13 protein-coding genes are annotated in these 11,500 nt (G+C 64.5%); 6 read left to right on the top strand and 7 right to left on the bottom strand.

What is annotated here, in order from left to right; genetic code table 11:
• The first annotated feature begins 7 nt into the window (after positions 1–7).
• The 5 genes from GGC65_RS22530 to GGC65_RS22510 all read left to right on the top strand — a co-directional run bounded on the left by GGC65_RS22530 (position 8) and on the right by GGC65_RS22510 (position 3,263).
• Entirely contained in the window at positions 8–403 is a 396-nt protein-coding gene (locus GGC65_RS22530) for a nuclear transport factor 2 family protein (RefSeq protein ID WP_192649199.1), read from the top strand.
• A 10-nt stretch (positions 404–413) separates the two neighbouring features.
• Entirely contained in the window at positions 414–1,061 is a 648-nt protein-coding gene (locus tag GGC65_RS22525; RefSeq protein ID WP_192649198.1) for a carboxymuconolactone decarboxylase family protein, read from the top strand.
• On the top strand, positions 1,058–1,969 hold the full coding sequence (locus tag GGC65_RS22520) for an SMP-30/gluconolactonase/LRE family protein (protein WP_192649197.1): 912 nt from the start codon (positions 1,058–1,060) through the stop codon (positions 1,967–1,969). Before GGC65_RS22525 ends, GGC65_RS22520 begins: the two co-directional genes overlap by 4 nt.
• A 63-nt stretch (positions 1,970–2,032) precedes the next feature.
• Positions 2,033–2,650: a glutathione S-transferase family protein gene (locus tag GGC65_RS22515; RefSeq protein ID WP_192649196.1), complete on the top strand. Its 618-nt coding sequence runs from the start codon at positions 2,033–2,035 to the stop codon at positions 2,648–2,650.
• Between the two features lie 19 nt (positions 2,651–2,669).
• Entirely contained in the window at positions 2,670–3,263 is a 594-nt protein-coding gene (locus GGC65_RS22510) for a VOC family protein (RefSeq protein ID WP_192649195.1), read from the top strand.
• Positions 3,264–3,542: 279 nt separating this feature from the next.
• Here the strand turns inward: GGC65_RS22510 and GGC65_RS22505 are convergent, their stop codons facing one another.
• On the bottom strand, positions 3,543–3,746 hold the full coding sequence (locus tag GGC65_RS22505) for a hypothetical protein (RefSeq protein WP_192649194.1): 204 nt from the start codon (positions 3,744–3,746) through the stop codon (positions 3,543–3,545).
• Positions 3,747–3,776: 30 nt separating this feature from the next.
• Entirely contained in the window at positions 3,777–5,342 is a 1,566-nt protein-coding gene (locus GGC65_RS22500; RefSeq protein ID WP_192649193.1) for a long-chain-fatty-acid--CoA ligase, read from the bottom strand.
• Positions 5,343–5,422: 80 nt separating this feature from the next.
• On the opposite strand from GGC65_RS22500, the gene GGC65_RS22495 reads away from it, so the two are divergent.
• The gene (locus GGC65_RS22495) at positions 5,423–6,481 is read left to right on the top strand and encodes a cobalamin-independent methionine synthase II family protein (RefSeq protein ID WP_192649192.1); all 1,059 of its coding nucleotides are present in this window, start codon (positions 5,423–5,425) and stop codon (positions 6,479–6,481) included.
• A gap of 2 nt (positions 6,482–6,483) precedes the next feature.
• Here GGC65_RS22495 and GGC65_RS22490 read toward each other — a convergent pair whose 3' ends face one another.
• Genes GGC65_RS22490 through GGC65_RS22470 form a run of 5 tightly spaced genes read right to left on the bottom strand, consistent with a single transcriptional unit; the run spans position 6,484 to position 11,500 of the window.
• Positions 6,484–7,176, bottom strand: a complete 693-nt coding sequence (locus GGC65_RS22490) for an alpha/beta fold hydrolase (protein ID WP_318780224.1) — start codon at positions 7,174–7,176, stop codon at positions 6,484–6,486.
• Positions 7,176–8,096, bottom strand: coding sequence for an NAD(P)-dependent oxidoreductase (locus tag GGC65_RS22485; RefSeq protein WP_192649190.1), 921 nt, complete (start codon positions 8,094–8,096; stop codon positions 7,176–7,178). Before GGC65_RS22485 ends, GGC65_RS22490 begins: the two co-directional genes overlap by 1 nt.
• Positions 8,093–9,391 carry a phosphopyruvate hydratase gene (eno, locus tag GGC65_RS22480; RefSeq protein ID WP_192649189.1) on the bottom strand — a complete coding sequence of 433 codons (1,299 nt, stop codon included), beginning with the start codon at positions 9,389–9,391 and terminating at the stop codon, positions 8,093–8,095. The genes GGC65_RS22485 and eno overlap by 4 nt, the downstream gene beginning before the upstream one ends.
• Positions 9,388–10,368: an aminoglycoside phosphotransferase family protein gene (locus GGC65_RS22475; protein ID WP_318780223.1), complete on the bottom strand. Its 981-nt coding sequence runs from the start codon at positions 10,366–10,368 to the stop codon at positions 9,388–9,390. Before GGC65_RS22475 ends, eno begins: the two co-directional genes overlap by 4 nt.
• A 1-nt stretch (position 10,369) precedes the next feature.
• Positions 10,370–11,500 (bottom strand): alpha/beta hydrolase family protein, encoded by a 1,131-nt coding sequence (locus GGC65_RS22470; protein ID WP_225940964.1) that lies wholly within the window; start codon positions 11,498–11,500, stop codon positions 10,370–10,372.

Raw genomic sequence — 11,500 nt, 5'->3', positions numbered from 1 at the left:
GAGCATCATGGCAGAGCAGGACGACATCCGCGTAATGGCGCAGCGCTTTTTCGACGCGATCGAGGCGGGCGACATCGAGACGATGCAGGGCAGCTTCACCCCCGACGCCGAAATCTGGCATAACACCGACGAGTTGATCGTCACCCCCGCGCAGACTGCGCAGACGCTCACCGGCATGGTCGCGCGGATCAAGGACCGCGAATATGCCGACCGCCGGCTCACCACCTTCCCCGGCGGCTTCGTCCAGCAGCATGTTTTGAAGGGCGTTCGCGTCCACGATGACGGCGCGGTCCGCCTGCCCTGCGCGATCGTGTGCAAGGTCGAGAATGGCAAGATCACGCGCCTCGACGAATATTTCGACAGCGCGCATGTCGCCGAATTCCGCAAATTTGCGAACGCCTGAGGAGTATCCCATGCCCGTCCTGCGCCAGGTTCCCCGCTCGGAAGTCACCGACGAAACCGTCCTCGCCTATTACAACCGCCTGTTCGGCGACCGCGATCCCGTCGCCGAACCCGGCACCGCGACGGGCACGCCGGGCGACTGGTGGACGGTGTTCGCGCTGTCGCCCGACATCTTCGAGCATGCGGTCAAGGGTTTCGCCGTGTACCGCAACCCCGCGCGCACGATCGATCCGGTGCTGCGCGAACTCGGCCAAACGCGCGCGGGCTGGGTCAAGGGCAGCCAGTTCGTCTTTTCGCAGCATTGCAAGTCGCTCCGCGGCCTTGGCGTCAGCGAGGAGAAGATCGCGGCGATTGCGCACTGGCAGGTCGCCGATTGCTATGACGAGCAGGAGCGCACCGTGCTCGCCTATGCCGACTGCCTCGCGCAGGCGAGCGGTCGCGTGCCGCTCGAGGTGTTCGACAAGCTCAAGACCTTCTGGAACGACGAGCAGATTTTCGAATTCACCTACATCACCTGCCTCTATGACATGCATGCCGTGATCACCCGCGCGCTACGCATGGAATATGATGCGCGCGAAGATCCGATCGTCGAGATCGCCGCGCCCGAAGGCTTCAGCGCCGCCGACTTCCTCAGCGCGCCGAGACCTGCGAACGGATGAACGGCTACGGCCCGCCAGAAGTCGTCGCGACGGGCCTTCGTTTCCCCGAAGGCCCGGTTCCGATGGCGGACGGGTCGGTGCTGCTCGTGGAGATCGCGCGCGGGACGCTGACGCGCGTCGCGCCCGACGGCAGTCTATCGGTGGTCGCCGAGCTTGGCGGCGGTCCGAACGGCCTTGCAATCGGGCCCGATGGCGCCGCCTATATCTGCAACAACGGCGGGTTCGAGTGGATCGAGGCAGGCAGCCTGCTGTTTCCCGGCCACGCGGCAAACGCGGACGCCTGCGGCTCGATCCAGCGAGTCGACCTAACCAGCGGGGCGGTGACGACGCTATACGACAGTTTCGAAGGCGAGCGGCTCAAGGGACCGAACGATATCGTGTTCGACGCTGCGGGCGGCTTCTGGTTCACCGATCATGGTCAGGTGCGCGACACCGGCCGCGACCATGGCGCAGTTTATTATGCCGCCGCCGACGGGTCGACGATCAGCCGCCAGCGCGCCGATATGATGGGACCGAACGGCATCGGCCTCTCGCCCGACGGCGAGACACTCTACGTCAGCGAGACGATGACCGCGCGCGTGTGGGCGATGGACATCGTCGCGCCCGGCGAGCTCGCGCCGCCGCCACCCTGGGCGCCCGGCCGCTTCGTCGGAACGCCGCCCGCCTTTCGCCTGCTCGACAGCATGGCGATCGAGGAAAGCGGACGTATCTGCGTCGGTACGATGGTCAAGGGCGGCATCACGATTTTCGACCCAGCCGGCGGTTCGGAGTTCGTGTCGCTGCCCGACGTCGGGATCACCAACATCGCCTTCGGCGGTCCCGACCGGCGCGACGCCTATATCACAGCATCGACCACCGGCACGCTGTACCGCGTGCGCTGGCCGCGCCCCGGAATGAAGCCACATTAACCGTCAACTTAATTGACGATTAGAGCTTTTGATGCTAGAAGAGACTCAAGGAAGAGGATGGGCATGAAATTCTATAACTCCATCGGCCCCAACCCGCGTGTCGTGAAGATGTTCATGACCGAAAAGGGTATCGAAATTCCCGAGGTCAGCATCGACCTGCGCGGTGGCGAAAATCGGCGCGCGCCCTATTGCACCAACGTCAATCAGGCGGGCCAGACCCCGGCGCTCGAACTCGACGACGGCAGCTTCCTTTGCGAAATCACCGCGATCTGCGAATATCTCGAGGAACGCTTCCCCGAACCGTCGCTGATCGGCACGACTGCCGAAGAACGCGCGAAGACGCGCATGTGGACGCGCCGCGTCGACATCAAGATCTGCGAGCCGCTGACCAATGGCTTCCGTTATGCCGAAGGTCTGCCGCTGTTCGAGCCGCGCATGCGCTGCCTGCCCGAAGCTGCGGCGGGGTTGAAGGCCGTCGCACAGGACGGGGTGAAGTGGCTCGATCCGCTGATCGCGGACCGCGAGTTCATCGCCGGCGACACATTGTCGCTCGCCGACCTGCTGCTCTTCGCTTTCCTCGATTTCGGCGTGTCGGTCGGTCAGCCGATCGATCCCGCCTTCACCCATGTCGGGCGCTGGTACGAGCGGATGAAAAGCCGCCGCAGCGCGCTTTCGAACTGAAGACATAAGGAGATGGATCATGGCTGCAGCAAATAGCGAATTCGAGTTTCTCGGCGTCAATCACCTCGCACTCGTGTGCAAGGATATGGCGAAAACGGTCGAATTCTACCGCGACATTCTCGGCATGCCCCTCACCAAGACGATCGACCTGCCCGGCGGACGCGGCCAGCATTTCTTCTTCGACATCGGCAATGGCGACAGCCTCGCCTTCTTCTGGTTCCCCGAGGCGCCCGAAGCGGTTCCAGGCATCTCGGCCCCCGCCGCGCTGCCAACGCAGGGCAGCTTCGTCTCGGCACACGGGTCGATGAACCATATCGCGATCAACGTCCGCGCCGACAAGTTCGACGAATATTACAATCGCCTCGTGGAGAAGGGCATCAACGTCAGCAAGATACTGAACCACGACGACAGCCCGATGCAGTCGACCGACGAGCTCCACCCCGGCGTCTTCGTCCGCTCGGTCTATTTCTTCGACCCCGACGGCGTTTGCCTCGAATTTGCGGCGTGGACCAAGACCTTCGACGAAAGCGACGTCGCGCACGATCCCGTGCAGGCCGACGGCACCAAGCGCGAGGGCTTCATCACTGGCCGGACGCCGGTGCCCGCCGAATAGAAATTCCCAATCATATTACCCATTGGGAACTCCTCCTGGACCCGGCTTCGGCCGGGTTCTTTTTTGGGCTACCCAGATGTCTTCTCACGACCGATTGCGGCCGCTCCGCTACCTAACCCGTTCGCATCGAGCGAAGTCGAGATGCCCCTCGGGCCGGACTTTGCACCGATGGGTGTCTCGACTTCGCTCGACACGAACGGACTTAGGGGTGGCTGCTCACCACCCCAAAATCGACATCACCAAAATACCGCTGTCCTACATTGTCGCGCTATGCCAGCCTCAAGCCCGCTCTTTGAAATAGTCGGCTTCAGCAACCTCGCCTAAAGCGACAAAGGAGACATTTGCGACGCGCGCATCCGTATCTTTTTTCGCCTTAAGCCTGTCCTGAGCTTGTCGAAGGGGCCTCAAAGGACACAGTTCGATGCGCCCGCCCTGCGGGGCTTTTATGGCCTTAACGCGATCGAGGCGTTTGGCCTCACTCAACCCCGCTATCCCGGCGAGCGGCCTTGCCTCCTACCCCACTGCTCGGTCGCGCCCCTCCCAATAGGGCGCGCGGAGTTCGCGGCGCAGCACCTTGCCCGAGGGATTGCGCGGCAGCGCCTCGATAAACTCAATGCTCTTCGGGACCTTGTACGCCGCAATCCGTGCGCGCGCCCAGCCGATGATATCGGCGGGGTCCAGCGTCGCGCCCGCGGCGGGCACGATCAGCGCCTTCACCCCCTCGCCCCATTTCTCGTCAGGCACCCCGATCACCGCGACGTCGGCGACGCCGGGACAGCCCATGATCGCGCTCTCGACCTCGGCCGGATAGACATTTTCGCCGCCCGACACGATCATGTCCTTGATGCGGTCGTGGACATAATAAAAGCCGTCGGCATCGCGGTATCCGACGTCGCCGGTGTGCAGCCAGCCTCCCGCAAGCGTCTCTTCGGTCGCTTTTTCGCGGTTCCAATAACCCTTCATCACGATACCGCCGCGGATTGCGATCTCGCCGATCTCGCCCTCGCGAAGCTCGCGGCCTTCGCCGTCGAGGATTGCCATCGCGGCGCCCGGCCAGGGCTTGCCGCACGAGGTCAGCTTGCCCGGCAGATCATGCGCGCTCGGCGACAGGTACGAACCGCCGCCGGCGGACTCGGTCATGCCGTAAAATTGCACGAAATCGCAGCCGAAGGCCCTGCGCGCGCGGCGCAGCACATCCTCGGCGATCGGCGACGCGCCATAAGCGATCGACTTGAGCGCCGGATAGGTGCCGCTGTTCGCATCGGGCTGAAGCAGCATCATCTGGATCATTGCAGGCGCAAGGAACGCATGCGCGACATCCTCCTCGCGCATCATGCGCACCGCGTCGGCCGCGGTGAAATCCTTGACGAGCACGAGGCGTCCGCCCTGCGCGAGGCCCGAGAAGCTGACGTTCGTGCCCGCGACGTGGAATAACGGCATGACGATCATCACCGTCTCGTCCGCGCCATAGGCAAAGCCGTCGACCTCGGTCGCCGCCTCGAGGAAGGTGCGGTAATTGGCGTTGGTGAGCACGACGCCCTTGGGCAGCCCGGTCGTCCCGCTGGTATAGAGCTGGAGCACATCGTCGGTGAGTTGCGGCGGATCGGTGAGCGGGGCGTCGGACGCCGCGCCGAGCCACGCCTCGAAAGGCTCGAACGAAGGATGTTCGCCATAGAGCGCGATCAGGCGCGGCGGCGCGGCCAGATCGGCCACCGCGGCGAGCGCGCAGTCGAAGAAGTCTTCGCCGACGAACAACAGCTTCGGCCCGGCATCACCCAAGATGAAGCCGATTTCGGCGGGCGCGAGGCGGCAGTTGATCGGCGCGAAACAGGCGCGCGCGCGTGCCGTGCCGAAGAAAAGCGGATACCAGCTGTCGTGGTTCTTGGTCAGCGCTGAGACGCGGTCGCCGGGCGCAACGCCCGATGCGATCAGCGCATGCGCGACGCGGTTCGAACGCGCATCGAGCTCCGCGAAACTGGTCTCGCGCACCCCGAACTTCACCGCGGTCGCCTGCCCCCGTACCCGTGCCTGCGCCGCCGGAATATCCGCCAGCGTCCGGATGGCCTCCAGATCGATCATTTTGCTCTCCCAACCGTCGTTTCGACTTGAATTAGATAGAATACTAAGCAAATGTTTGGCCAGCCTAAAAATCGAGAGGAATGGCCTTGTTCGACCACCCCATCCTGCCGACAACCATCGTCGGAAGCTACCCCCAGCCTGACTGGCTGATCGACCGCGAACGGCTGAAGGCCAGCCTGCCCCCGCGCGTGCGCGCCGAGACGCTGTGGCGCATCCCCGAACCCTGGCTCGCCGAGGCGCAGGAAGCGGCCACCTTGATGGCGATCCGCGATCAGGAGGAACTGGGCATCGACATCGTCGGCGACGGCGAGATGCGCCGTGAAAGCTATTCGAACCGGCTCGCGACCGCACTGTCGGGCATCGACCGCGAAAAGCATGGCACCGCGATCGACCGCACCGGAAACGCGAACCCGGTACCGCTCGTCTCGGGGCCGATCCGCCGCGTCGCGCCGATCGAGGCACAGGACGCTGCCTTCCTCCGCCGCCACTCGACGAAGCCGGTGAAGCTCACCCTGCCCGGCCCGTTCACGATGACGCAGCAGGCCGAGAATGGTTATTATCCTGACCTGCGCGCGCTCGCGATGGATTATGCCGATGCGGTCAATGCCGAGGTCAAGGATCTGTTCGCAGCGGGCGTCGACGTCGTCCAGCTCGACGAACCCTATCTGCAGGCGCGGGCCGCCGAAGCGAACAGCTATGCGATCGAGGCGATCAACCGCGCGCTCGACGGCGTCGATGGCACCACGGCGCTGCACATCTGCTTCGGCTATGCGATGGTGCATCATGGCGCGGGCGCGACGGGGCCGAAGCCCAAGGCCTATGACTTCCTTGCCGAACTCGAGGCGTCAGCGATCGACGTCATCTCGATCGAGGCGGCGCAGCCGGGGCTCGATCCCGCGATCCTCGCCGAGCTTCCGACCAAGACGATCATGTACGGCGTGCTAGACCTGTCGATCCCCGAGGTGGAGACGCCCGAAGTCGTCGCCGGACGCATTCGCGAGGCCTTGCGCTATGTCGATGCCGAACGGCTGTGGATCGCGCCCGACTGCGGGATGAAATACCACAGTCGCGAACATAGCCAGGCGAAGCTGAAAGCCATGGTCGATGGGACAGCGCTGGTGCGGGCGGAGTTGAAGTAAGCCTATTCGTCGATGAAGGCGTCCAGCAGCGGCACAACCGCTTCGGGCGCCTCGACGGTCGGCAGATGCCCTGCCCCGGCGATTACCTCGAGCCGTGCGCCCGGGATCGCTTCCAGTATCTCCTCATGGTGCGCACGGCTGGTGATGCCGTCCTTTTCGCCCCACACGAGCAGCGTCGGCACCGCGATCTCGCCGAGCCGCGGACGACTGTCGATCCGCGCCATGATCGCACGTTGTTGCGCGAGGAAGGTCTCTGCGCCGGTATCCGCCGCCATCTGGCGGGCGATGCCGAGCAGCCGCTCATCGCTGCGTTTTTCTTCGGGGAAGAGGATCGGGATGCGTTCTTCGACGACCTGATCGAAATTGCCGCTCTCGACAAGGTCGATATAGCCCTGCCGCCGCGCGGTCTGCGCCGGACCGTCGGCCGAGGCGAGCGTCGAGATCAAAGCCAGCTTCGCGACGCGCTCGGGGGCACGGCGCATGACCTCAAAGGCGATGAAGCCGCCCATGGCGTGGGCGATAAGGGCGAATTTCGGCGGGGCGTTGTCGAGCAGGCGCTGTGCGAAATCCGCAATCGTGTCGTCGCTGCGGTTATCGGCGACGATTACCTCGCGGCCGCCCCATGCATCGATCAGCGGTTGCCACACAGCGCTCGTCAAAAGCTGACCGGTTATCAGAACAATAGGGAGCGACATTAGATCACCTGATGAAGAAGGGTTTCGCCCGCCAGCAGACGGCGGCAATTTTCATGCGCAACGGTAAGGCTGCGCACGAGCGTTTCGGGTGTCAGCCACGCGATATGCGGCGCGAGAACTGCGTTAGGAAGCCCAAGAAGCGGATTGCCACGAGACAGCGGCTCCTCCGCAAACACATCGAGCCCTGCGCCGCGCAAATGGCCCGTGATCAGCGCCTCGACCAGCCGCGCCTGATCGACGAGTTCGCCGCGCGCGGTGTTCACCAGCACAGCGCCCTTCTTCATCGCGAACGGATCGACGCTCGCGCGCGTTTCGTCGGTGAGCGGCATATGCAGTGAAACAATATCGGCTTCGGCCATCAAGTCGTTGAATGACCGATATTCATAAGGACCGTCGCGGCGATTTCGCGCCGTATAGATCACTTTCGCCCCGAGCGCCGCGAGCACCGGTGCGAGCAGTTGTGCCGAGTTGCCGAAACCGACGAGGCCCACCGTGCGCTCGCACACTTCGCCGACGCTGTCGAGTTCGGACGGATCGGCGGTCCACCCCTCGCCGGCGCGCGTCCGCGCGTCGAAGAAGCAGGTACGGCGCAGCACCGCCATCATCAACGACAGCGCCATTTCGGCGACCGCTTGGCTGTTCGTGCCCGGCATGTTGCAAACAGCAACGCCGTGGTCGCGCGCCGCATCCAGCGCGATGGTATTCACGCCGACGCCGAGTTTCTGGATCAGCTTCAATTTCGGCGCCGAGGCGATGAATTCGGGCGTGACCGGCGTGAGGACGTGCAGCAGCGCGGTGATCTCGCCCGCAACCTCATCGAGCGGCGCGGCTTCATCGACATGCGTCACGACGCCCGCCCCAAAGATCGCCTCGACTGCGTCGCGGAAACCGGGGCTTGGGCGGGCATGGAGCACGATCATGCGTGGACGGCCCCGATCGATCCTGCAAAGGCCGAGAAGCCCGCAAAAACCGCGTCTGCGCCCATCGCTTCTTCGATCCGCAGCATCTCGTTCCACTTCGCCATACGTTCCGACCGCGTGAAGCTGCCGACCTTCAACTGCCCGGCGTTCCAGCCCGTCGCCAGATGCGCGATGGTGACATCCTCGCTCTCGCCCGAGCGCGCCGAGACGATCGCGCCCCAACCGCGCGCGACCGCGGCATCGAGCGCGGCCTTGGCTTCGGTCACGGTGCCCACCTGATTGACCTTGATCAGGGCGGCGTTGCACACTGCGGCATCGCCCGCGCGTTCGACCCTCGCCGCGTTGGTGACGAGCACATCGTCGCCGATGATCTGGACGCGCTCACCGATCGCCGCCGTTACCGCTGCCATCGTCGTCCAATCGTCCTGCCCCGCGGGATCCTCGATCGACAGGATCGGATAACGTCTTGCCCATTCGACGATGCGCGCGGCCATTTCCTCGCCCGACAGGCGCCCGTCGTCGAGCGAGAGATTATAACCATCAGCATCGCCCAGCTCGTTCGCCGCGATATCGAGCGAGATGAAGACATCCTCGCCCGCACGGTGTCCGCTCGCCTCGATCGCCTTGGTCAGCATATCCAGCGCATCCTCGTTCGACGCGAAATTCGGCCACCAGCCGCCTTCGTCGGCGACTCCCGACATCGGCCCCTTCGCCTCCATAAGCTTCCCCGCCGCGCGATAGACATCGTCGGTGATCTCGAGCGCGCGACGAAAGCTGCCCGCGTTCGGGCACATCACCATGAAATCCTGCACGTCAGTGCGCCGCCCGGCATGCGCCCCGCCGCCGAAAATCTGTATTTCCGGTAAAGGGATACGAACCTTTCTTCCCTCAGCGAGATAGCGCCACAACGGCTCGCGCGCATCGGCCGCGGCGGCGTGAAGTACCGCCATCGACACCGCGACCACGGCATTGGCACCCAGCCGCGCCTTGTTCAGCGTACCGTCGAGCGCGCAGAGCGCGGCGTCGACCGCGACCTGCTCGCGCGCATCCATGCCGCCAATCGCTCCGGCGATTTCCGATCCGATCCCGGCGACCGCGCGATTGACGCCAAAGCCACCGAACGCCCGCCCCCCGTCGCGCAGATCGATCGCCTCATGCGCCCCACGCGACGCACCAGCCGGAGCGATAGCACGTCCGACGGCGCCCGATTCCAGCACGACCTCCGCCTCGACGGTGGGCCGGCCGCGCGAATCCCAGATCTGACGGCCGGTGACGGAGGCGATACGCGAAGTCATGCAAAAGTCCTTTTCCAGTGGGTCACGAGCGTGTCGAGAGGCTGGGGCGCCAAGACCAGCGCGCGCGCCTGATCGCGCACGATGCGCTTATGTTCGGGATTGGTCAGATAAGGTGCGGGCGACTTGCCTTCGACCCGGGCGAGCAGCAGCGCCGCGGTGAGTTCGCCCGCGCGGAGCAGCAGTCCGTCGGCGTCTTCCCAGCTGATTCCCGCTCGATAGGTATCGACGAGCATATCGGCCGCGTGCGTCAGCCAATGATCGGCGAGCCACACGGCCTTGAGCAGCAAGTGCGTCGTGCAGAAAGCGAGGTCGAACGCGGGATCGCCGTATACGGCACACTCGGCATCGAGGAACACCGGTCCGTTGGCGCTCACGAGGATATTCTTGGGGCTGACGTCGCCGTGGACGAGCGCGATCTTGCGCGACATCAGGTCGGCAGCGAGCGCGTTCAGCGCCGGCGCCAGCTCGGTGTCCTTCCGCGCGACATGCAACAGGAATGGGTCGACGCGCAGCGCCCGGAACATCTCGTCATTCGGAAAGGCGTCGCGGTCGGCCGCATTGTTCGCGGTCGCGGCATGGACCGCGGCGATGCCCCGCCCCACAGCACCGGCGAAATTGATATCGACGCGGCCTGCAACCAGCTCGTCCTTCCAAACCGGACATCCGGGCAGGAAGCGCATTGCAAAGGCGTGACCCGTCGGCAATTCGGCTAGCACCTCGGGAACGATGCGCGGATCGACCCTGCGCGCGCGGCGAAGCCAGCGCACTTCGCTTTGCCCGCGTTCGACCGGCGCGTGCCATTCGGCCGCGACGCGTAACTGTTCGAGCGGACGTTTGACGACGATCGGCCCTGACGCTGTCTCTACCTTCCACACGTCGCACGACACGCCGCCGGTTAGCGGCTCGAGGACGACATCGCCCTCGCCGACCAGCCCGGCGGCACGCAATTCTTCCACGATGTCGGCGTCGGCCGTCACGTCACAGCTTCTCCCGGATCCACGCGCCGACAAGATCGGCCGCATTTTGCCGCTCGGCAATCGAATCCTCGAAATAATGCGCGCCGGGGATCAGTTCGAGTTTCTTGTCGGTCGAGCCGAGGAAGTCGAAAATCTTGCGCGCATCGCTCGGAAAGACGCCGGTATCGGCGAGCCCCTGAACGACCAGCGCGGGTGTGTCATGCTTGGCGAGGTGCGGCTGCCCCTGGCACGGCGAGGTTTCGAGGCTCCACATATTGAGCCAGGTCTTCAGCGTATTGGCGCGCCCGATGCTGGGCGTGCGGTTCGCGGTCGCGGGGTCGCCGCGATAGCACCAGTTGGGCTTGCGGTCCGACGGGTCGATCGCCGGATCGACGCAGCGTATATCGCCCCAGCAGCGGAACATCGGGAAGATACGGTCGGGGATACCCGCCGCGTTGAGCCGCGCCAGTTCGGCCTTCGCCCAGTCGGTGATGCGCTGGTTGCGCGCCCGTTGGCCCGCGCGATATTTTGCGATGAATTCGTCCGAATAGGGCGGGCCATTGTCGGGGTTGAACGGGTCGAGTTCGGGGTCGGTCAGCGTCGGATCATTCTCGTCGATCACCGATGCATCCATCCAGTCGGTGAGCACCTCGGGCCGGCCCTGATGCGCGTTGAAGCTGATGTAGAGATCGCCCTTGATGAGCTGCGCCAGCGCATCCTGCCCTACGGACGGCAGCCGATCGGTCAGCGTCGGCGCGATCGCCTCGGCCTGATAGGCGCCCATCAACGAGCCACCGCCCGAATTGCCGAGGATGACGATCTGCTCGACCCCGGCTTCTTCCTTCAGCCATTTCATCCCGACGCCGATATCGAGCACGGCATGCTCAAGCAGGAACTGGTCCTCGAACCCCCGATAGCGCGTGTTCCAACCAAGGAAGCCGAAGCCCTGCCGTGCGAAATAGGGGGCGATATAATGTTCGGCGAAATCGACATTATAATGGGTCGCGATGATCGCCACCTTCGGCCGTTTGCCGCTTTCGGTCCAGTAAATCCCCTGACACGGATGCCCGCCCGCCTGAATGCGCGGCGCGGTTGGCGACACACGCCCGATAAATTGCGCGTCCAGTCCCTCGATCCCGTTCGGGTCCATCAT

It is taken from the genome of Sphingopyxis sp. OAS728, from assembly GCF_014873485.1.
Classification (GTDB): Bacteria; Pseudomonadota; Alphaproteobacteria; order Sphingomonadales; family Sphingomonadaceae; genus Sphingopyxis.
This window is presented reverse-complemented; position numbering and strand designations above follow the sequence as displayed.